This is a genomic window from Nitratidesulfovibrio sp. (assembly GCF_040373385.1).
Taxonomy (GTDB): domain Bacteria; phylum Desulfobacterota; class Desulfovibrionia; order Desulfovibrionales; family Desulfovibrionaceae; genus Cupidesulfovibrio.
In genome coordinates, this window is sequence record NZ_JBDXXH010000002.1 from 18,630 (window position 1) to 40,374 (window position 21,745).

At 68.3% G+C, this 21,745-nt stretch carries 17 protein-coding genes; 6 read left to right on the forward strand and 11 right to left on the reverse strand.

Features of this window, described 5'->3' with window-relative positions:
* Positions 1–375: 375 nt before the first annotated feature.
* Both ndk and proC read left to right on the forward strand, forming a co-directional pair.
* Positions 376–795 (forward strand): nucleoside-diphosphate kinase, encoded by a 420-nt coding sequence (gene ndk, locus ABWO17_RS03110; protein WP_007527740.1) that lies wholly within the window; start codon positions 376–378, stop codon positions 793–795.
* Positions 796–799: 4 nt separating this feature from the next.
* Positions 800–1,618, forward strand: a complete 819-nt coding sequence (proC, locus tag ABWO17_RS03115) for a pyrroline-5-carboxylate reductase (RefSeq protein ID WP_353115995.1) — start codon at positions 800–802, stop codon at positions 1,616–1,618.
* A 156-nt stretch (positions 1,619–1,774) separates the two neighbouring features.
* Here the strand turns inward: proC and ABWO17_RS03120 are convergent, their stop codons facing one another.
* Positions 1,775–3,076: a Smr/MutS family protein gene (locus ABWO17_RS03120; protein WP_353115997.1), complete on the reverse strand. Its 1,302-nt coding sequence runs from the start codon at positions 3,074–3,076 to the stop codon at positions 1,775–1,777.
* A gap of 251 nt (positions 3,077–3,327) precedes the next feature.
* On the opposite strand from ABWO17_RS03120, the gene sppA reads away from it, so the two are divergent.
* Positions 3,328–4,335 carry a signal peptide peptidase SppA gene (gene sppA, locus ABWO17_RS03125; protein ID WP_353115999.1) on the forward strand — a complete coding sequence of 336 codons (1,008 nt, stop codon included), beginning with the start codon at positions 3,328–3,330 and terminating at the stop codon, positions 4,333–4,335.
* Between the two features lie 223 nt (positions 4,336–4,558).
* Here sppA and ABWO17_RS03130 read toward each other — a convergent pair whose 3' ends face one another.
* From ABWO17_RS03130 to ABWO17_RS03140, 3 genes are all read right to left on the reverse strand, one after another.
* Complete coding sequence (locus ABWO17_RS03130; RefSeq protein WP_353116001.1) at positions 4,559–5,527, reverse strand: P-loop NTPase; 969 nt, start codon at positions 5,525–5,527, stop codon at positions 4,559–4,561.
* Positions 5,528–5,734: 207 nt separating this feature from the next.
* On the reverse strand, positions 5,735–6,391 hold the full coding sequence (hypB, locus tag ABWO17_RS03135) for a hydrogenase nickel incorporation protein HypB (protein ID WP_353116003.1): 657 nt from the start codon (positions 6,389–6,391) through the stop codon (positions 5,735–5,737).
* Between the two features lie 9 nt (positions 6,392–6,400).
* Positions 6,401–6,745 (reverse strand): hydrogenase maturation nickel metallochaperone HypA, encoded by a 345-nt coding sequence (locus tag ABWO17_RS03140; RefSeq protein ID WP_353116005.1) that lies wholly within the window; start codon positions 6,743–6,745, stop codon positions 6,401–6,403.
* A 305-nt stretch (positions 6,746–7,050) separates the two neighbouring features.
* On the opposite strand from ABWO17_RS03140, the gene ABWO17_RS03145 reads away from it, so the two are divergent.
* Together ABWO17_RS03145 and ABWO17_RS03150 are read left to right on the forward strand one after the other, a co-directional pair.
* Positions 7,051–7,935, forward strand: coding sequence for a tetratricopeptide repeat protein (locus ABWO17_RS03145; protein ID WP_353116007.1), 885 nt, complete (start codon positions 7,051–7,053; stop codon positions 7,933–7,935).
* A 15-nt stretch (positions 7,936–7,950) separates the two neighbouring features.
* A complete protein-coding gene (locus ABWO17_RS03150; RefSeq protein WP_353116009.1) occupies positions 7,951–8,877 on the forward strand; it encodes an AMIN domain-containing protein in 927 nt (308 codons plus the stop codon).
* A 149-nt stretch (positions 8,878–9,026) separates the two neighbouring features.
* Here ABWO17_RS03150 and ABWO17_RS03155 read toward each other — a convergent pair whose 3' ends face one another.
* A complete protein-coding gene (locus tag ABWO17_RS03155) occupies positions 9,027–9,224 on the reverse strand; it encodes a heavy-metal-associated domain-containing protein (RefSeq protein WP_353116011.1) in 198 nt (65 codons plus the stop codon).
* A 418-nt stretch (positions 9,225–9,642) separates the two neighbouring features.
* On the opposite strand from ABWO17_RS03155, the gene ABWO17_RS03160 reads away from it, so the two are divergent.
* On the forward strand, positions 9,643–12,297 hold the full coding sequence (locus tag ABWO17_RS03160) for a heavy metal translocating P-type ATPase (protein ID WP_502914876.1): 2,655 nt from the start codon (positions 9,643–9,645) through the stop codon (positions 12,295–12,297).
* Positions 12,298–12,463: 166 nt separating this feature from the next.
* Here the strand turns inward: ABWO17_RS03160 and ABWO17_RS03165 are convergent, their stop codons facing one another.
* From ABWO17_RS03165 to ABWO17_RS03190, 6 genes are all read right to left on the reverse strand, one after another.
* Positions 12,464–12,886, reverse strand: coding sequence for a hypothetical protein (locus tag ABWO17_RS03165; RefSeq protein WP_015946785.1), 423 nt, complete (start codon positions 12,884–12,886; stop codon positions 12,464–12,466).
* Between the two features lie 388 nt (positions 12,887–13,274).
* Positions 13,275–14,765, reverse strand: coding sequence for a UTP--glucose-1-phosphate uridylyltransferase (locus ABWO17_RS03170; protein WP_353116016.1), 1,491 nt, complete (start codon positions 14,763–14,765; stop codon positions 13,275–13,277).
* Positions 14,766–15,049: 284 nt separating this feature from the next.
* Positions 15,050–16,930, reverse strand: coding sequence for a UbiD family decarboxylase (locus ABWO17_RS03175; protein ID WP_353116018.1), 1,881 nt, complete (start codon positions 16,928–16,930; stop codon positions 15,050–15,052).
* 259 nt (positions 16,931–17,189) lie between these two features.
* A complete protein-coding gene (locus tag ABWO17_RS03180; RefSeq protein ID WP_353116020.1) occupies positions 17,190–18,026 on the reverse strand; it encodes a DNA-binding response regulator in 837 nt (278 codons plus the stop codon).
* A gap of 160 nt (positions 18,027–18,186) precedes the next feature.
* Positions 18,187–18,681 (reverse strand): rubrerythrin family protein, encoded by a 495-nt coding sequence (locus ABWO17_RS03185; RefSeq protein ID WP_353116022.1) that lies wholly within the window; start codon positions 18,679–18,681, stop codon positions 18,187–18,189.
* A gap of 382 nt (positions 18,682–19,063) precedes the next feature.
* On the reverse strand, positions 19,064–21,700 hold the full coding sequence (locus ABWO17_RS03190) for a type IA DNA topoisomerase (protein ID WP_353116024.1): 2,637 nt from the start codon (positions 21,698–21,700) through the stop codon (positions 19,064–19,066).
* Positions 21,701–21,745: the final 45 nt, after the last annotated feature.

Genomic DNA, 21,745 nt, shown 5'->3' on the forward strand with positions numbered 1-21,745 from the left:
TGCGTCAGAACGCCTTTTTATTCCGGTCGAGTACGATAAGAGTACTCGTTGCGGTCGCCATCCGTAAGGCTCGCAAGCTCGCCAACGGCTGCCGCACTTCCTCCATAAAACGGCGTTCTTCCTTGGCAGAGAACAAAATACCCTCTTATGCCAGCACCGCCTGAAGAGACCGCGCGCGGCGCGTCCTCCTTGCCGGAGAACGAAATTGCCGCGGCGTGACGGGTGCGTGTTGCATGTGCAGGAAGCCGTATGTGAGTGATGCGGCGTTCAGTGCAGCCACGCACCTGATGGCATGTCCCCTGTACGGGCGCGGGTGAACTGTTCCGTTGCCGCCCGCGCCGCAACCGCAACCCTTGCAGTATCCGGAGGAAATGAATGGCCGAGCGCACCTTTTCGATCATCAAGCCCGACGCCGTGGAACGCAACCTGTCCGGCGCGATCCTGAAGATGATTCAGGACAGCGGGCTGAAGGTCGTCGCCATGAAGATGATCCACCTCACCCGCAGCCAGGCCGAAGGCTTCTACGCCGTGCACCGCGAGCGTCCCTTCTTCGACAGCCTGGTCACCTACATGTGCTCCGGCCCGGTGGTCTGCTCCGTGCTGGAAGGCGACAACGCCATCCAGCGTTACCGCGACCTGATGGGCGCCACCAACCCGGCCAACGCGGCCGAAGGCACCATCCGCAAGACCTACGCCGTCAGCATAGAGGCCAATTCCGTGCACGGTTCCGACGCGCCCGAAACGGCTGCGTACGAAATCGCGTACTTCTTCAACGCTCTGGAGATGGTAGGGTAGCACAATGAGCACTGGGGGCACCGTTCTCGGCTGCATCGGCTGCGGCAACATGGGGTCCGCCATCCTGCGCGGTCTTTCGGGCCGTCAGGGGCTTTCCCTGCTGGGGTACAATCCCACGCCCGCCAAGGTGCTTGCGCTGGCAGATGTCGGCGTGCGCGCCATGCCCGATGCCGCCGCGCTGGCCGCACAGGCCGACGTGGTGCTGCTGGGGGTGAAGCCGTACCTGGTGCCCGACGTGCTGCGCGCCATCGCGCCGTCGCTCACGCCGGACAAGGTGGTGGTGTCCATCGCCTCCGGCGTGTCCATCGCAGCCATGAAGGCTGCCATTGCGGAAGCGGGCGGCCCCGAATGCCCGGTGGTGCGCGTCATGCCCAACACCCCCGCCATGGTGGGCAAGGGCGTGTACGCGCTGTGCTTCGAAGACCCGGCACTGGATGCGCCCCGGCGCGATCTGGTGCGCGGGCTGTTCGAAGCCATAGGCACCGCCATCGTGCTGCCCGAGTCCAAGTTCACCGCCTTCACGGCGGTGGTGGGCTGCGGCCCTGCCTATGTCTTCTACTTCATGGAGGCGGTGACCGAGGTGGCCGTGACGCTGGGCTTCACCCGGCAGGACGCCACGGAACTGGTCAAGGGCCTGTTCTCCGGCTCGGTGGCCCTGGCGGAGCAGTCCGGCACGCACCTTTCGGTGCTGCGCGAACAGGTCTGCTCGCCCGCGGGCAACACCATTGCCGCCATGAACCAACTGGACCGCGAGGCCGTGCGGGGCCGCATCATGGATGCGGTGCTGGCGGCCTACACACGCGGGCTGGAAATGGAGAAGTAAGCGGGGCATCTCGCGCTTCCCCAGACCTTCCGGCTTTCCCCGGCCTTGTGCTGTGGAAGGACCATGGAACGCACGATCCCCCGTCGCATCAACGCGGCGGGGGATTTCTGCGTTTGGAGAATGGCGTGGCGGGGCCTGATGGCAGGCGCTCCGCCCCTACAGGAACAGGTCGGCGTCGGTGGGCGTGCGGTCCCACTGGACCTTGCCGCGCGATTTCTTGTACTTGCGCAGCAGCACGTACAGTGCGCCCGCGCCGCCGTGGGCGGGCTGGGCCGTGCAGAAGGCCAGAACCACCCGCTTGAACGGGTCGTGCGTCAACCAGGCCTGCACCTTTTCGCGCAGCACGCCCATGCCGTCGGGAGAGTTCCTGCCCCGGCCCGGTATGACCAGCACGGTGCGCATGCCCTTGTGGTAGGCCGCGCGCATGAAGCCGATCATGGCTTCGTAGGCTTGCAGGGCGTTCATGCCGTGCAGGTCCAGGTGACCTTCCGGGCTGTACTGCCCGGCGCGCAGCTTGCCCACGGTCAGCGCATCCAGCCCCACCACGTGCCCTTCCAGGTATTCGTCGGTGAATTCCAGCGCAAACTCCACCACGCCATCCATGAAATCCTGCAGCGGGTGCCCCACGGCGGGCGCGGCGGCTTCGCGCGGGGCGGTTTCCGGCGGCACCTCGCGCCCCTTGCCCGCCAGTGTGCGCACGCCGGACATGGCCTTGCTGAACAGGTTGTCCTCATCAGGTGGCGGGGTGTGGTCGTGGTCGGCCACGGCCTGCCGCGACCGCAGGCGTACCGCCTCCTTGCGTTCAGAGGCGGTGACGGGCACGGCATCGGGCTTGCCGGTGGGGGCCGTGGCAGAAGCGGCTGGCGAAGGGGCGTCAGGATGCTTTTCGGCGGGAGGCGGCCCGGAACTCTCAGGCGCATCAGCCGCCTGCTCCAGCAGCCGCCGGAACCCCGGCTGATCCTGCAACGCAAAGCCGTTGCGGCCCGCGTCGGCGTCCAGCCGGGCAGCCGTGCCGGGGGCCAGTTTGTCACGCTCTGCGGCGCGCACCGTGGATGCGGGCGCGGCGGGCCGGACGTTCTGACTGCCATCGGTGCGGGGGGACGTCGGTGTGTTGGCGACGGGAGGAGGTGCGGGCGCCTCCTGCACTGCCGCCTCCTGCACTGCCGCAACAGGGGCAGGCTTCTGGTTCGCATGGCCTTGCGGCGTGCCCTTTGCGGGCTTTTTCGGCGCGTCCAGCCGCTGCACGGTGCCCATGGCGAACAGAAACGCCTCTGCGTCCTCGGAAGAGAGGGGTTCGTCCGGTTGCGTGAGGCCCCCGCCGTGGCGTGCCCCGGCCTTGGGTGCGGAAGGCGCGGGTTTGGCGGCGGGCCTGGGCGCGCGGGCGTCGCGAAAGGCGCGTTTGTTCAGCGAGCGGAAGGGGTTGGCGCTGTCGAAATCGTCGTCAGGGGTATCGGCCATGGGGCGTCTCCGGGATATGTGGGCGGGGCGGCCAGGGCGCGCCTGGGTGGTGAGGGGGCGTGCCGCCGGTCCCGCAGGAATACGGGGTGGTGTCAGGTGGGGGATTCTCCGTGCGGGGCGGGGTAGTGTCAAGGCCCGCTGTGTTGGCGACGGACTCCGGCCCGGTTACACGCTGTTACACGCGCGCAAACGACCGTGCATTGTCCACGGCCGGCCGGATGTGGTAGGCATCGGCACAACGGAGGTTCATCATGACCATAACGCATTCCCCGCGCCGTGGCGCGCGCATTCTTCCTGTTCTCGTACTGCTGCTGGCATGTTCCGCCCTGCTTGTCGGGTGCGGCGCGCGTTCGTCGTTCTTTGGCGGGCCAGACCCCTTCGGCGAGGAGACCGTGTTCGGCCAGGGACGGAACAAGGCCGTGCTGATCAACGTCAACGGCGTCATCGACAACCGCGCCAAGTCCGGCCTGTTCCGCGAACGGCCCGGCATGGTGCAGGAGGTCGTGGCGCAACTGCGCCTGGCCGCCGAAGACCCGGACGTGAAGGCCGTCATCGTGGCCATCGACAGCCCCGGCGGCGGCGTCACCGCCAGCGACGTGCTGTACCACGAACTGATGCGCCACCGCGAGCGCACCGGCCAGAAAGTCGTCGCGCTGATGCTGGATACCGCCGCCTCCGGCGGCTACTACACCGCGCTTGCCGCCGACCGTATCGTGGCGCATCCCTCCACGGTCACCGGCAGTATCGGCGTCATCTTCCTGCGGCCCGAGGTGGCCGGACTCATGGACAAGATCGGCGTGCGCGCCGTGGTCACCAAATCCGGCGACCACAAGGACATGGGGTCGCCCTTCCGCGAAGGTACCGACGAGGAACGCGCCCTGTTCCAGTCCATGATTGCCGACATGAATGGCCGCTTTCAGGGCCTTGTGCGCGAACGCAGGCCCGCCAGCCACGGGCACGAAGCCGCGTTCGCCGATGCGCGCATCCTCACCGCCCGCCAGGCCCAGGCCGCCGGACTGGTGGACCGCATCGGCTACTTCGAGGACGCCCTGGCCGAAGCCGCCAGCCTGACCGGCACCGGCGACCTGCGCGTGGTCACCTATCGCCGCGATCCCCTGCCCGGCGCCACCGAATACGCCACCGCCACCACCCCCGCCGGGTCCGGCCGCATGGCGCTCATCGACCTGGGCCTGCCTGGCATGGAGGCCGCCTCGCGCGCCGGGTTCCATTACCTGTGGCTGCCCGAGGCCGGGATGTAGGAACAGCCAAAGGGAATAATCGGGGGAAGGGAGAGAACTTTGCGCTTTGCGGTCGCCATCCGTAAGGCTCGCAGGCTCGCCTAACGGCTGCCGCAAAGTTCTCTCCCTTCCCCCGAACCCCCATCCCTCTCTCAAAACTTTTCAATTGGGGGGATACGTTAATAAGGCACCCCCCGTCATGATGGCATGGCGGGGGGGGGGTTCTTTAACCGTATTTGCGCAACTACGCCTGCGGCGCGTCCGCTTCCACCAGCGCATCCACGATGGTGCGCAGCACGGTGGCGGCGGGGCGGTCGGGGTGCGAGGCGATGTAGATGTTGCCTTCATCCCCGGCGCGGACGATTTCCGGGTCCAGCGGCACCGCGCCCAGGAAGGGCACGTTCATTTCCTTGGCCAGGCGTTCGCCGCCGCCCTGCCCGAACAGCGATTCCACGTTGCCGCACTTGGAACAGACGATGCCGCTCATGTTCTCGATGACGCCCAGCACCGGCACGTTCAGGTCTTCGCAGAAGCCCAGCGAGCGGCGCACGTCGTCAACGGCCACGGCCTGCGGCGTGGTGACGATGAGCGCGCGGGCGGCATCGCCCAGCAGTTGCAGCACGGACAGCGGTTCATCGCCGGTGCCGGGGGGGCAGTCCACCACCAGAAAGTCCAGCTCGCCCCAGGCCACGTCGGACAGCAACTGCTTGATGAAGCCCATCTTCACCGGGCCGCGCCAGATAACCGCCTGACGGGCATCGGGCAGAAAGAAGCCCAGCGACATGACGGAAAGCGTAACGCCCTCGCGCCACTGCACGGGCTGGATGGTGTCGCCGTCCACGTCGGCGTGCGCCGCGTCCAGCTTCAGCAGGCGGGGGATGGACGGGCCGTGCACGTCCACGTCCAGCAGGCCCACGCGCTTGCCCGCAAGGGCAAGGCCGGCGGCAATGTTGGCGGCGGTGGAGCTTTTGCCCACGCCGCCCTTGCCGGACATGACCACGATGGTGTTGCGGATGTGCGACAGGGTGGTCTGCAAGCGGGCCTCATCGGCCTGCTGTTCCGGGGTGGGGCCGCCGCATCCGCCCCCGCAGCCGGAGCTTGCGGCAGGACCAGATGGGGCGGACGAGGCCGACGAGGGACAGTCCCCGGGATTTCCGGCGGAGCCGCAACCGGCCGCGCTGGGGCAGCCCTGACAGGAAGAAGAATCGCTCATGGGGTGTTGCCTCCGGCAATGGCATACCCCCGGAACCGTCCGGGCACGAACTGCGTGCCGGACGGGCCGGGGGGTGAATTCGACGTCGGTACGGGATGCTGCCCGACGTATGCAACTGTAACCACGCGCCCGTCATGTCGCAAGCCCGTGGCCGGAAATGACGGCGCGCAACCGGGCGAATGCTGGCGGGCCGCCAGTCCGTCCTGCCTAGTCGCGCTTGGCGGCTCGCGCCGTGCGCAGCCAGTCGTACCAGCCTTCCAGCCCTTCGCCACTGCGGCAGGACATGGGGAAGATGGTCAGCTCCTTGTTCAGGTGCGTGGCGAAGCGCTTGGCCCGCTCCACGTCAAAGTCCACGTAGGGCAGCAGGTCCACCTTGTTCAGCAGCATGACCTTGGAAAGATTGAACAGCAGCGGATACTTTTCGGGCTTGTCGTCGCCCTCGGTCACGCTGAGCAGGGCCACCTTGTGGTCTTCGCCGCAGTCGAACTCCACCGGGCAGACCAGGTTGCCCACGTTCTCGATGAACAGGATGTCGATGTCCGCGAGGTCGAAGTTGGACAACGCCTCGAGGATCATGTTGCTGTCCAGGTGGCAGCCGCCGTCGGTGTTGATCTGCACGGCCTTGGCCCCGGTGGCGGCCACGCGGCGGGCGTCGTTGTCGGTTTGCAGGTCGCCCTCGATGACCGCCATGCGGAATTCGCCGCGCAGGTCGGTCAGGGTGCGTTCGAGCACGGAGGTCTTGCCCGCGCCGGGCGAACTGATCATGTTCAGGACCAGAATGCCGTGCCGGGCGAACAGGCCTTTCAGTTGCACGGCCATCTTGTCGTTGGCTTCCAGCACGTTCCTGACTACGGGTATTTCCACGCTAGCCCCCTATTCGGCTTCGATGTGTTCGACGTACAGTTCGCGCCCGGCCAGCACGTGGTGCCCGGCTTCCTCGCCGCAGGCGGGGCAGGGCGCGAACAGCAGTTCCCTGCCCTGCGGCTCGAACTCCTTGCCGCAGCCGCCGCACAGCAGCTTCACCGGCCCTCTGGCCAGTTCCAGCCTGGCTCCCTCGAAGTCGGTGCCGATGGTCATGGCCTCGAAGGCGAATTCCATGGCCTCGGGGACGAGGTTGGCCAGCGCGCCGTAGCGCACGCGGACAAGCAGCAGCCGGGTGGCGGAGTGCTTGGCCAGCTCTTCCTGAACGATGGAAATGACGCTGGACGCGACGGACATTTCATGCATCCGGCATGGATAAAGGAAAAGCCACGGCGCGTCCAGTTGAGGGAAGCGGCACGGGGCGTGGCATGATCTGCCGCAGGGTGCCCGGCCCCGTCATGGCGGCATCGGTTTCGCCATGTCATGCGGACAGTGGGCCAAAGGGGCCAAAGGGGTGGAACGGATGCGGCAACGAACACGGCAGGCGCGCTGCCGCCATCGTCCCGTACGTCTCGGCCCGTTTGCAACGCCCGCGAAAAAGGGTACATCTGAGCCCGGCGCGCCCGCGCCATGCGGCGTGCCGTGCCGCCACAGGAGCAGATATGGAGACCGGCATCTTCAAGGGCGTCTATTCCAGCGTCGAGCCCCGCCAGGCAGGCAGGCCCGGCGGCGGCGTACCGGGGCGCAACGTTGCGCGCAAGCGCTACTGGTTCGTGTGGGAACACGACGCGGGCGGGTACGTGGTGCAGCCCCTGTCGGCCAGCATGGAACCCACGGGCGAGCGCCGTGCCGTCAGCTCGGCGGAACTTGTACGCGGCTACGCCTTCGAGCCGGACATCCTTGCCGTGCCGATCAGGACCGCCCCCATGGGCCCCGCCTACGGAGAACGCGAGGACGCGGGCCGATCAGCGGCTTCCGGCAAGGCTGCGCCAGGCGGGGCGGATTCGGCCAGCCCGGCCAGCCAGCCCAGCCCCGTCAGGCACGGCGGTCAGGCCTCCGGCATGGCCGCCGGACGAGATGCCGTCCGTCGTTCCGGCGATATCGCCGGGCACGAGGTGGGCGCGCAGACTGAACGTTCGTTGCGGGCCGACTTCGCCACCGCGCTGGCCCAGCTGCGGCGCGGCGACCGCGACCGCGCCGTGCGCGCGCTGGAACGGCTGGCCGAGGTTCCCGGCGAATTCGTGCCCGCGCATCGCCACATGTTCACCGATTTCGGCATCAACCTGCGCAAGAGCAAGCTGCCGCGCATCGCCATCCGGCATCATCTGCGCGCGCTGGATCTTTCGCCGGACGACAGCCACGTGCATTTCAACATCGCCCGTGCATACTACGACATGGGCGACATGGACCGGGCGGAACGGCACCTGCGCGCATCGCTGGACCTGACGCCCGACCTCGAGCCCTCGCGCCGCTTTCTCGACTTTGTGCTGGAACGGAAGGCAGGCGCCGCCAACGTTGATGGGGCGGCCCGCAAGGCTGCCCGGTAAGGAGACTTTCGCGAGATGAACAAAACCATCGCCATGCTGATACCCACCGTCGTGCTGTTCGCCATGGCGCTCATCCTGTTCAACCATTTCGGTTCCGGCGACGACAAGTCCGCCCCGGTGGAAGGCCCCTCCGTTCAGGCGCCGATGCAAGCCCCCGCGCAGGGCCAGCCCGCCCAATCCGCTCAGCCGGGTCAGCCGGGTCAGTCCGGCATGCCCTACTTCGAGCAGGGCGGGCAGGGCGCCCTGGCCCCCGGCCAGCCCGGCGGCATGATGACCGAGACCCCGGCGGGCATGGTTTCTCCCGGCGAGGGCGAGCCCGCCACCATCCCGACCGGTTCTCCCGGTTCTGCCGCGTCCGGCGAGCCGCGCACGGCGCTGGGCCGCATGGCCTCCAAGTCCGGTGCCGACCTTGCCACCCCGCTGGAAGGCAAGAAGAAGGAGCCGGTCAAGGGCACCGACAAGGGCACCGACAAGGCCGCCCCCGCCAGGCAGGCAGAGAAGGCAGCTTCGGCCCCGGCCAAGGGCGACAAGGCTGAAAAGGCCGCTCCCGCCGCCAAGCCGCAGGCTGCCGCTCCCGCCGTACAGGCAGCCCCGGCCAAGACCGCTGCCGCCCCGGCAACACCGCAGACGGCCAAGGGCGACCATGCCATCACCTCGGCCACCATCAAGTTCTCCGGCAGCACGGCCATCCTGCATCTGCAAGGCGATGCGCCCATCCAGTACAAGTACATCGTGCTGCCCAACCCCGACCGGCTGGCCCTGGACCTGGTTGGCGCCTGGTCGGTGTCCGCGCCTGCGGTGCCTTCCAACCGGGTCATCGAAAAGGTGCGCGTGGGCCGCTACGGCGAGAACACCCGCATCGTGCTGGACCTGAAGGCCGCGCCCACCAAGCATGAAGTGGTGAAGAGCGGGGATAAGGGCATAGAGGTCCGCGTCCAATAACCCCCGGTGCACTTGCCCTGATCGCCCGATTTGGAAACAGCCCTTAACTGGGTTCTCCCTTTGCAAACGCAAAAAGCGGGATGGCATGCGCCATCCCGCTTTTTTTCATGTCCGCCTTCCGGAAGGGCGCGGCGTGCGGCCCGAAGGGGCTATTCCACGTCGAATCCGGCCTTGCGGATGGCGGCCTTCACGGCATCCATGTCCACCGGGGCCGATTCGGTCCACTCGGCCTCGCCCTTTTCCAGGCTGACGTCCACGTCCTTGACGCCGGAAACCCCGGCAACGGCCTTGGTTACGGACATCTTGCAGTGATCGCACGACATTCCCTTCACGGTAACGCTGGGCATGGTCTGTCTCCTTGGCTTGAGGGGGCATGAACGGTGCGCGCACCCTTGCCTTGCGGCGGGCACGGGATTACTTCAATGAGAACGCCTTTCAAAACATAGGCTCCGGGGTGCGGTTTGGCAACAGGCCGCCGTGGTCCGGGGCCGTCGTTTCGGTCGGTGCCGGGCAGCAACACCCTTGTCTGTTGCTGTTTGTCGCGTGCCACCGATCGCAGGAGCCCGCATGTCCACGCCCAATGAATGGCCCGAAGAATTGCCCAAGGAATTACCAGACGAATTGTCCGGCATTCCGCAACAGCCCGCCGCTTCATCCGGAATCGTCGCCTCTCCGGGCGGCGTCTCTGCGGCTTCGGGTGCCGCCCCCGTTCCGGCCGGGGCTGCATCCCCCGACCTGTCCCGGCAGATACTGCCCGTACGCGGCATGACCTGCGCGGTGTGCGCGGGACGCATAGAGCGCATGGTGGGGCAGATGGACGGGGTGTCGCGCATCAGCGTGAACCTGGCCACGGAGACCATGGACGTGGCGTGGAACCCCGCCGCCCTGCATCTGGACGACATTGCCGAGCGGGTGAAGGACCTGGGCTTCGAGGCGGTGCTGCCCGACCCCGCGTTGTCCACTGCCGCAGGCGATGGCCTGTTGCGCTACGCCGTGCGCGGCATGCATTGCGCGGCATGCTCCGCGCGCATCGAGCGCGCTGTGGGGCAGATGGAGGGCGTGGCCGCCGTAACCGTCAGCCTGGCCACGGAAACTGCGCAGGTCACCCCCACCCCTGGCCTTGCCCCGGATGCGGTGGATGCCTTGGCCGCCGCCATTCCCGCGCGCATCGCGGAACTGGGGTTCGAGGCGGAACGCATCCTGCCCCGGCAGGATGCAGGTGCCGCCCTGTGGGAGTCCCAGCGCGAGGAAGCCTCCGCACGTCTTGCCCGCATGCGCGGCAAGCTGGCGCGCGAGTTCGCCTTCACCATCCCGCTGCTGGTGCTGTCCATGGGGCACATGGCGGGCCTGCCCCTGCCCGCCTGGCTCGATCCACACCACGCGCCGCTGGCCTTCGCGCTGGCGCAGCTGCTGCTGACGCTGCCGGTGATGTGGTTCGGGCGCGATTTCTACCGCATCGGCTTCGGCAATCTGGCCCGCCGTGCTCCCAACATGGATTCGCTGGTGGCCGTGGGCACGGGCGCGGCCTTTGCGTACAGCCTGTGGAACACCGTGGAGATCGGCCTTGGGGTGGAGGTGGCCCGGCGGGTCATGGACCTGTACTACGAGTCGGCTGCGGTGCTCATCGCGCTGGTGTCGCTGGGCAAGTACTTCGAGTTGCGCTCGCGCACCCGCACGTCCGAGGCCATCAAGGCCCTGATGGAGCTGGCGCCGGATACCGCCCTGCGCATGGAAAGCGGTGAGGCCCGCGAGGTGCCCGTGGCGTCCGTGCATGCCGGTGACCGGCTGCTGGTGCGGCCCGGCGCGCGCATTGCCGTGGACGGCGTGGTCGAGGAGGGAACCAGCAGCGTGGACGAGGCCATGCTGACCGGCGAAAGCCTGCCCGTGACCAAGAACCCCGGCGACCCGGTGGCGGGCGGCACCATCAACCGGCACGGCTCGTTCGTCATGCGGGCGGAACGGGTGGGCGCGGACACGGTGCTGGCCCGGATCATCCGGCTGGTGCAGGACGCCCAGGGGTCGAAAGCCCCCATCGCCAACCTGGCCGACCGGGTGAGCCTGTGGTTCGTCCCGGCGGTAATGGCGCTGGCGGTGCTGGCCGGTGTGGCGTGGTATGTCGCCGGTGCGGAATTCACGTTTGCCCTGCGCATCTTTGTGGCGGTGATGGTCATTGCCTGCCCGTGCGCCATGGGGTTGGCCACGCCCACGTCCATCATGGTGGGCACCGGGCGCGGCGCGCAGCTTGGCGTGCTGATCAAGAGCGGAGAGGCGCTGGAACAGGCCGGGCGGCTTACCGCGCTGGTGTTCGACAAGACCGGCACGCTGACCGTGGGCAGCCCGCGCCTGACAGACGTGGTGGTGCTGACAGAAGCGGCGGTGTCGGGCGCGGACGGGGAGGCCACACCGGCCCCCGGCGGTGCACCCGGTGACAAGGTGGACGACGGGGTGGACGACGGGGCGGGCGACGAATCCGTACTGGTGCGCCTTGCCGCCTCGCTGGAAGCGCTGTCCGAGCACCCGCTGGCTGAGGCCGTGGCAGCCGGAGCCACGGAGCGCGGCCTTGCCACGTGGCCGGTGCAGGACTTTCTGGCCGTGCCCGGCAAGGGCGTGCGGGGGCGGGTGGCGACGGCTGATGGTTCCCCGCATACCGTCGCCATCGGCAACCGGGCCTTCATGGCGGCGGAAGACGTGGCCGGGCATGATGCCCCGCACGTCACCGGCCAGGCCGATATGCTGGCCGAACAGGGCCGCACCCCGCTGTACATGGCCGTGGATGGCCGCATGGCCGCCCTGTTGGGCGTGGCCGACCCGCTGAAACCGGAGGCCCCGGCGGTTGTCCGCCGCCTGCGCCGCATGGGCGTGCGCGTGGTGATGCTAACCGGCGACAACCGTCGTACCGCCCTGGCCGTGGCCCGGCAGGCAGGCATCGACGACGTGCGGGCCGAAGTGCTGCCCGACCAGAAGGAGCAGGCCGTCAGCGCGTTGCAGGCCGAGGGGTACGTGGTGGGCATGGTGGGCGACGGCATCAACGATGCCCCGGCCCTGGCCCGCGCCCACGTGGGCATCGCCATGGGCACCGGCATCGACGTGGCGGTGGAGGCGGGCGACATCGTGCTGCTGCGCGGCGGGCTGGACGGGGTGCTTACGGCCCTTGCCCTCAGCCGGGCCACGGTACGCAACATCCGCCAGAACCTCTTCTGGGCCTTCGGCTACAACGTGTTGGGCATTCCCGTGGCAGCGGGGCTGCTGCACGCCTTTGGCGGGCCCACCCTGTCGCCCATGATCGCGGGCGGAGCCATGGCCCTTTCGTCGGTTTCCGTGGTCAGCAACGCGTTGCGGTTGCGTTTCTTCACGACGGATAACGGGCCGGAAGGTGGACAGGATGCCAGCCCGAAGGCCGGGTCGGAAAAGGACGCATAGCCGCCACGCCGTGGGGGATAACGCAAGGGGCGCCGGATCGTGATGATCCGGCGCCCCTTGCCGTTCCGTCCCAGGGTCCGACTGGCCGGTTTCGCCTGTTTCGGCTTCGCGGTTTCGACTGTCCGCATGTGCGGGTGCGTCAGCGGCGGGCCGAACCCGCAACGGCCTAGTATTCCTTGATGTACTCGTCCAGGCTGTCGGCGGTGCAGTTGCGGCTTACCCAGTAGGCGGCGGCCCAGACCATCAGCGCGGTGGCCTGGGTGTCGTCCAGGCGTTTCAGCTTGGCTTCCAGGCTGGCCTTGCTGGCCCCGTGCTTGGTGTGCACCATGCCCACGTCGCAGGCGTCCATGACCCGCAACAGCAGGTAGGACAGCCGGGTGTGGTCGGGCAACAGGCGCAGGTCGCGGTGGGCCTCGATGATGGTCTTGAGTTCCGGGCCGGAAAAGATGCCCTTGATGGCGGAAATGGCGCGGAAAAAGGTATCCACGGCCCACGGCAGGATGAATTCCGCACCGGCGCTCTTGGTGCGGAAATAGTCCTTGAGCCAGCGTTCCTGGTCCGAAGATATTCTGGCGGCAACCTGAGGCATGTTCGCCCTCCCTGCTCGGGGTGCGGCTGTCGTCCTGCGGGGCGGTGACGGCGGCGGGGTACGACGTGCTCCACCCGTGCGTCTCCGTTCCGGCGGGCCGGGCCGCATGGCCTGCATGCGCGCCACACGGGCGCAACGCAATTGCCAAGCATGCCCCGTGCACACCGGTCTCACGGGCACGTTAGGTCAGAGTGAAAAAAAGCTCAAGAAAAAATCTAGAAATGGGCACGCGTGGTTACGCGCATGCGGCAGCGCACAGGGTTGTGCGTAGTCGCACGGCGGGGCGAACCATGGGGAGGGAAGGGGCGAATGCGTTGTGGCACAGGGGTGAAAGCGCCTGCTGCCGTGCGCGGACGCGGCTGCGACAACGGATGCGCGCGGGGCACGGCTACAGGTACACGTCGCCTTCCAGCACAGTGCCGTGCGGAATGACGGCCTGCATGCACGAGGGATTGCGCACCGCTACCCGCCCACGCACGGTGATATCGCCGCCGAACAGCACGTCGCCGTGCACGGACAGCGCATCGCAGTGCAGCAGCGATGGCGCCCCGTGCGGAAAGCGGGCCATCAGGCGATCCCACGTGCCGTAGTGCGCGCCATCCAGTTCCACCAGCACGTTGGGGGTGGTGCAGGCGGGGTTGGGAAGTACGCGGCCATCGGGTTCCAGCAGGGTGCGGTCGGACCACAGCACCAGAAGGTCGCTGCACCGCTTCACCGGCAGGAACCGTTCGCGCCGGGTAACGATGGCCCGGGCCCTGGGGAACAGCGAAATGGCCGCGCCCATGGCCGTTTCCACCTGCCAGACCTTTTCCGAATCGGGGTCGCGGGGGTTCACGGTCTTGGGGTTGCGGATCATGGGCAGGTGCAGCAGGCCGTGTTCGTCGATGTGCTGGCGCAGGGCGTGCAGGTCCAGCCAGATGTTGTTGGTATTGAACAGCCCGTACCGCGCGATGTCCTGGAAGCGGGGCAGGTCCTCGTCCGGGCACTGGGCCAGTTCGCGCAGCACCAGCCCGCCGTTGCGTGAGCGGGCCAGGTGGCCCCCCTTGCGGTCGGAGGGGGTGCGCGGCGCGCATTCCATCAGGAAGGGGATATCCTCTTCCATGAGATAGCCGAGAATGGCCGGGTCCAGCGTGGCGCCCAGGTTGTCGGCGTTGGAGATGAGCGCGTAGCGGCGGCCCGATTCCAGCAGCCGGGCAAGATGTCCGGACAGGGCCAGTGCGGCGTACAGGTCGCCGTGGCCGGGCGGGTTCCATTCCAGGTCGGGGTTTTCCGGGTACGCCACGGGCAACAGGGTTGCCCGCGCCACCTTGGGAAAACGGTGCTGCAGGAAGGTACCCGGCCTGCCGGTGTGGTGCAGGCCCAGCACGTCCAGCGCGCGCAGGGTGTCCTGATGGGTGGAGAAGCTGTTCATGAACAGCAGCGGCGAAGGCCCGCCGTGGGTGCGGCGCTGGTGCTCGGCCTGGCGCACGATGAGTTCGAGAAAGGTGGCCCCGTCCTTGGCGGGCAGCAACGACTTGGCGTGGGTCATGCCCATGCTGGTGCCAAGGCCGCCGTTCAGCTTGATGCACGCAGCCTCGCGCAGGCGGGCGCGTCCGGTGGCGGCGTAGGGGGCAAGGTCGGCCAGCAGGGGCAGATCGTCGCGCCCCACGGGCAGGATGTCCGCTTCGGGGATGAGTCCGGTGCTGCCGCAGGCCATTTCCTCCAGGTAGGAGGCAAACAGGGCCACCAGCGGGGATGGCAGCCCGGCGCGCGTCATCTTGGCGGCAAAGGGCTGCAAGGCAACGTCGCAGCCGGTATCCGCGTCCGCGACATGGGCGCGCACGGGGGCGATGGTGGGGGCGGCGGGCCGGGTCAGCAACTCGGAGCCGGAATGGGGCATGACAACCTCTGTGAACGGTACGAAACTGCCCCAGCGGCGCGTGTGCGTGCGGTGCCGGTGGGGATGGGCATGCAAGAATGCATCAAATGTAGCACAAGCTCAAGAAAAGGACAGCGGAAAAGGGAGGTTGCGCGTGGCAAACGGGTGACGGCGGTGTGGCGTAATGCCGCGCGGAAGCGATAAAGAGGAATATTCGTAAGCGGTTGCTGGCAAAAGCGACGGCACGGCGAGCATGTCGTCGTGCCGTCGTTATGTGCGGATCGGGGGGAGAGGGAAGGGGAAAACTACAGGTACCCGTGCAGCGGGCCGCCGGGAGCGGCCAGCGCGTCCACGCGGCGTTCCACGTCGGGGTCCGTTTCCAGCGCCGGGGCATGGAATGACTTCAGCCGCGCGTCGATGACCAGCGGGCCGGTGCAGCCCCAGTGCTTGCAATGGGTGAATTCACCGGCGCCGTACATGTCGGTGGCCGGGTCGGATCGGGTAAAGACCACCCACAGGAAGTTTTCCCAGTTGGCGGCGGTGAAGGCCGGGTCGTCCACCACCACGAACAGCGGCAGGCCGACCAGGCCGTGTGCGTGGGCCAGCCGGGCGGCCAGCGCGTGCATGGCCGGGTCGTGCTCGTCGCGCCTTGCCGTATGCTTTGGCCCGCGCAGCACCACGATGCCCCTGCCGAACAGGCGCGGATCGTTAAAGCTGCCGCCAGCCGCCTCGCCATCCCCCCCGCCATTCCCTGTCCGCGCGTCCAGCGGCAGGTCGCCGGGCAGGGTATCGGCCAGTTGCCGCTTGCGCGGGCCCGCCGCCGCCCACACCAGCTTGGACCCCTGGTTCAGGCTGATGCCGGTGTAGTCCAGGGTGTCGATGGTGGTGCGGGTGACGAAGTGCAGGTCGCGGGTGAAGTCGGTGCGTTCCAGCATGTGCGTGAAGAAGCCGGGGAAGTCGTGCGTGGACATGGAGGGCGCGTCCTCGTGGGCCATGATCAGCACGTACTTGGACAGGGATGTCTGGGTGGATCCCAAGAGGGCCATGCCGCAGGTAATCAGTTCCTGCGGCTGGCGTTCACCGGCGTAGGGCACGTAGCGTTCGCTGCCGATGGCCAGCAGCAGCGGGTGCACCCCGGCGGCATCCACGGCGTGGATTTCGCGCACCCCGGCGAACACCTGCGGCACAAGGTCTGCGGTAAGCTGGTGGATGAAGTCGCCGAACACGGTGTCTTCCTGCGGGGGGCGGCCCACCGTGGTGAACGGCCAGATGGCGTCCGGGCGGTGGTGCACTGCGTCCACCCGCAGCACGGGAAAGTCGTGCGCCAGGCTGTAGTAGCCAAGGTGGTCGCCGAAGGGGCCTTCCGGCTTCTGGTACGGGGCAATGGTGCCGCTGATGCAGAAATCGGCCTCGGCCAGAATGGGCAGGCCGCCGGGACGACGGATCATGGGGATGCGGAAGCCCGCCATGGCCCCGGCAAACAGGATTTCGGCCAGGCCTTCCGGCAGGGGCATGACGGCGGCCAGGGTCATGGCGGGCGGACCGCCCACGAAGATGTTCACCTTCAGCGGCTCACCCCGGCGCAGGGCCTGGGCGTGGTGGTACCCGATGCCCCGGTGAATCTGGTAGTGCAGGCCCACCTCTCGGTCCTTTTCGTAGTCCGGGCCGTCCAACTGCACGCGGTACATGCCGATGTTGGACTGCATGGGGCCGGGGGCGTCAGGGCTTTCGGTGTACACCTGCGGCAGGGTGACGTAGCCGCCGCCGTCCATGGGCCAGGATATCAGGCGCGGCAGGTCGCTGACGGCGCAGCGGTGGCGCAGCACCGGGCCATCGGACACCGATTTCGGCAGCATGGACCACAGGGCGCGCGGCACGCCGGTATAGCGCAGGGGATGGTGGAAGGCGTCGAAGGGGTCCAGCTTCAGGCGAAAGATGCCTTCCACGGCGCGCAACGTATCGCGAAAGATGAATTTGGTGCGCTCCATGGTGCCGAACAGGTTGGCCAGCATGGGAAAGCGGCAGCCCTTCACCCGCGTGAACAGCATGGCGGGCGCGCCCGCGCGGTAGGCGCGGCGCTGGATGGCGGCCATTTCCAGGTTGGCGTCCACCTCTGCGTCGATGCGCACGAGGTGCTTGTGGCGTTCAAGGTCGGCCACGCAGGCGGAAAGATTGCGGTAGGTCACGGGTTCCTCGTGCTGGGGGCGTCATGTCCACGTTTCGCGCGGGCCGGGCGGCATGCCGCATGGGCAGTGCGTTGGCGACGGGTGATGACCGGCGGCGCGGCGGGGTTCGGGAATGCGAGAATGCGACAACCTTGCCCGCGACGCAAGCCCGGAGTGGGGCAAGGGCGCGGCGCGGGCGATGGTGGGCGTGGCGGCGGGCTGTGATCGCGGGGTGTGACCGGGGGGCGGGTGATCGGGGGGTGGGTAAGCGGGGCGGGTGTCAGTCCGTTTCAAGTCGGTAGCCCACGCCGCGCACCGTGCGCAGGCGCGTGCCGACCGTGCGACTGTGAGAGCCGGGCGAGCCGGGCGAGCCGGGGCTGGCCGCGCGTGCCAGCGTGCGCCGCAGGCGAGAGACGAGCACGTCCACGGAATGGGGGGAATGGGGCGAATGGGGTGAATGGGGCGAATGGGGTGCATGGGGCGCGGGGGTGGCGGCGTAATCCAGGCACCAGTGGGCGATGTCCGTCCGGTGCACCACGCTGCCCGCCCGGCGCAGCAGCAGTTCCAGCAGCAGCCGTTCCTGCGGGTGCAGCGAAAGGGGCCGAAAATCGCGGGTGGCGCGCCCGGTGACCGGGTCGAACACGATGTCGCCCAACGCCAGCACCCCGGCGGCCAGCGGTCCCCTGCCGGGCGGAGCGGCCAGCCCCGCCGCCCGCAGCGCGGTGACCAGCGCCCCGGCGGCAAACGGCGCGCGCAGCAGGCGGGCGGATGCGGGCAACCCGGCTGCGCGCACGCGGCGCGATTCCTGCCGGGCCGTGGCGGTGTGCAGCAGGATCAATGGAATGCCGGGGGGGATGCCGGGGGCGTCACCGGAAAGACCTTTGCCGACCGGACCGCCGTCCGGGCCGCCGTCCGGGCTCGGCGGGGCCAGCAGGTCAAGGTCGGCCACCAGCGCATCCGGTTCCGGATGCACCATGGGCGCCGTGCCTTCCGGGGCCTGCATCCGCGCATCCGCAACGGTGGGCATTTCCACCACCAGTCGCAGCCCGGCCTCGGCAAGGGGGGCGGTCATGTGTGCGGCGATGCGTGCGTCGGCGGTGCGGAGCAGGATCAGCATGTGTGTTCCGGAACGAAGCAGCGGGTGTGCATGAGCCGGGATACTGCACCCCGTGCGCGGTGTCGAGGGCGCCGAGTCTCGGGCGCGTGAATGACAGGAGGGCCCCGGCGTGCATGCCGGGGCCCTCCGAAGGGTGTACGCTGTCCGCGCAGGGAGCGGACTAGGCCACCTTGTAGAACGCGGACGCCGCGGCGTTGCAGATGGGGCACTTGTCGTCGTGCGGGCCTTCGTGGGTGTAGCCGCACACGGAACAGACGTAGTAGTCCACATCGGCCAGGGCGGAGGGGTTTTCCAGCGCCTTGCGGTAGAGATTGGCGTGCACCTCTTCCACGGCGTTGGCCCAGCCGAAGTAGCGCGCGGGCACCTTTTCGCCCTCGGCCTCGGCCTCGGCGATCATCTGCGGGTACATCTTGGTGAATTCGTAGGTTTCGCCGTCGATGGCGGCCTGAAGGTTGTCGAGGGTGGAACCGATCTTGCCCGCGTTGCGCAGGTGGCCGTGGGCATGGATGGTTTCCGCCTCGGCGGCGGCGCGGAACAGCTTGGCGACCTGGGGCATACCTTCCTTGTCGGCCTGCTTGGCGAAGGCGAGGTACTTGCGGTTGGCTTGGGATTCACCGGCAAAGGCCGCCATCATGTTCTCGTGGGTCTTGCTCATCGATATGCTCCTTGTTGGTTGCGTTGTGGGGTTCCTTGTTAGGAACAATTCCTGTTTAGACTCCATCCATAGACTTGTAAAGCGCTTTTTTGAAATTCCCCGAAAGAAATCGTTTTGACCATACGTCATCGGGCCGGGCGGGGAAAGGTACGGGCGCAGGAAACGGGAGACCGGGGCCGCGGTGGGACTGGGGCGCCTGCCGGACGGGAGCGCGAGGAGCCGGGTGGAAGGATCCGGACGGACCCGGAGGTATGGGCATGCCCAAGGGGACCGACGGCGGAACGGCTTGCGGGGGAGGTGCGTTGGCGCGGCGATGTGGCCCGGGTGCCCTGCAAGGAGCATGACGGGAGCGGGGGGAAAGGCGTGCGGGAGTGTGCCGACGCTAGCTGTCGGTGCCGGGATGGGCTTCGGGCGTGCCGGGGGCTTCGACCGTGTCGGGGGCTTCGCTTGGGTCTGGCGTTGCTGGCGTCACGGGTGTTTCCGGCAAGGTGCCGGAGGCGGCGGTGGGCGCACCGCCACCGGGAATCGACGGGGATGCCGCAGCAGGGGCGTCAGGTGAACCCGGCGTTGCCTGTTCCGCTGTCCGCTGCGGGGCAGGGCGTGGCCCGTCCGGCACGAATTCCGGACGCAGGCGGCCCCCCTTCAGTACCAGATGCGCCCGGAACGGCTTGCCCTGGCGCGAGGTGAAGTCCATGGCCTGCGCGGTGCGACCGGTGGCCAGCAGTTCGCGCGCCGTGGGCTCGTCCAGTTCGCGTCCGAAGGAGGTGCGCCAGAGGATGAACGGGCAGCGGCCCCCATTGGCAGTGGGGGAAGCCGTACCGCTGTTCTCCCCACCGTCCGGCGCGGCGTCTGGCCCGCCATTGGGCGCATCGGCCTTTTTCGCGCCGCGTTTGGCGCGCTCGGCGTCCTGCCCGGCGCCGTCGTCCCCGTTTGCCGCCTTGCCGCGTTTCTTTCCGGAAGGGGCGGGCGGCTGCCCGGTGCAGCCCCAGCCGCGCGGGGTTTCGCGCACCTCGCCGCCGCACAGGGGGCACAGACCGTCGGGCGTGCGGGCGTACCGTTCGGACGCCGTGTCCAGCAAACGGTCCAGGTTGCGCCCGCCCACCCGCTTGATGCGGTGCACGCCGTTCCACACGCTTTCGCGTATCCCGTGCATGAACTGCGGGTAGGTGGCGGTGCCCGCCTCCATGTCCTTGAGGGCCTTTTCCCATGTGCCGGTCAGCTCGGGCGAGGCCACGTCGGGCAGCAGCGCCTCGATGACCTCGGCCACCTGCATGCCCCGGTCGCTGGCGATGAGCCGCTTGCCGTGCCTGCCCACATAGCCGCGCTGGAGCAGCGTTTCGATGACCTGGGCGCGGGTGGCGGGGGTGCCGAGGCCGCGTTCCTTCATGGCCTGGCGCAGTTCCTCGTCCTCCACCAGCTTGCCGGCGGTTTCCATGGCCGCCAGCAGCGAGGCATCGGTATAGTGGGCCGGGGCCTTGGTCTGGCGCGTCACCCGGCGGATGTCGTCCGTATGCAGTTTGGCGCCCTTGCGCAGGGGGGGCAGGGGGGTGTCCTCCGCCGCGCGCCACGGTTCCACGGCCAGCCAGCCCTTTTCCTTGAACACCTTGCCCCGCGCGATGAAGGCGTGCTCGCCCACCTTCACCGTGACGGTGGAAGTGGCAAACTTGGCCTCGGCGCAGAAGGCGGCGATGAACCGGCGGCAGATCATTTCGTAGATCTGCCGTTCCGGTTGCGAAAGGCGGGCCGGGTCGCCCTTGCGGGCGGTGGGGATGATGGCGTGGTGGTCGGTGACCTTGCGGTCGTCCACGCAGGGAAACTTGATCTTGCCGGACTTGATGCGCGCGACCGCCAGCATGGTCTCGTCCGGGTACAGGTGGTGGATGGCCCGGAAGTGGTTCAGGATTTCCGCGAACAGTTCCTTGGTCAGGTGGCGGGAATCGGTACGGGGGTAGGTGATCAGCTTGTGGGTTTCGTACAGCGCCTGGGCGTGGGCCAGGGTGTCCTTTGCGGACAGGCCGAAACGGGTGTTGGCTTCTCGCTGCAAGGTGGTCAGGTCGAAGGGCAGGGGCGGTTGCTGGGTGCCTGCCTTGCTGACCACCGATTCCACCACGCCTTCGCGCCCGGTGCAGGCGGCGGCGATGGCCGTGGCCTCGTCCTCGCTGTCCACGCGGGTTTCGCGCAGTTCCGGCGGGCGGTGCCATACGGCGGGGAAGGAGTCCGGCGCGTCGGCGGCGAGTGTGTCCGGTGATGCAACTGGTGACGTGTCCGGTCCCGCATCGGAAGACGCGTCGGGTGCCGCATCGGGGGCGGCCCCAGCGTCGTGCGCGGCCCGCCCCTTGCCGCCGCCGGGGGTGAACACCCCTTCCACGGTCCAGAAATCCTGCGGCACGAACTGTTCTATCTCGCGGCGGCGGGCGGTGAGCAGGCACAGCACCGGGGTCTGCACGCGTCCCACGGACACAAGGCCGCCGGTCTTTACCGTGAACAGGCGCGAATAGTTCATGCCTACCAGCCAGTCGGCCTCGGCCCGGGCAAAGGAGGCCAGCCCCAGGTTGCGCTTTTCCGCGTCGGGCAGCAGACGGGCCAGGCTCTTGCGCAGGCCTTCTTCGGTCATGTCGCTGGCCCACAGGCGGCGCACGGGTTTGCCGCATTCGGCCATCAGGTAGATGCGCCGGAAGATCAGTTCGCCCTCGCGCCCGGCGTCGGTGGCGTTGATGACGCCGGTAACGCGCTCGTCGGTGAGCAGGCGGCGCAGCACGGCGAACTGGTCCGCCGTTTCCGGCAGCACCCGCAGCCGAAAGCGCGGCGGCAGCATGGGCAACTGGTCCAGGGTCCAGCGGCCCGCCCAGGCCGGGTCCTGTTCCTCCGGTTCGGCAATGCCCACAAGGTGCCCCACGGCCCAGCTCACCAGATGGTCCGGCCCTTCCAGAAAGCCCGCACGGCGCTGCGTGGCGCCCACAAGGGGGGCCAGTTCGCGCGCCACGGAGGGCTTTTCGGCGATGATCAGGGTTTTGGACATGGTGAATGGTTGGTTGCGGGGGCGATGGGTGAAATGTTGGAGTGC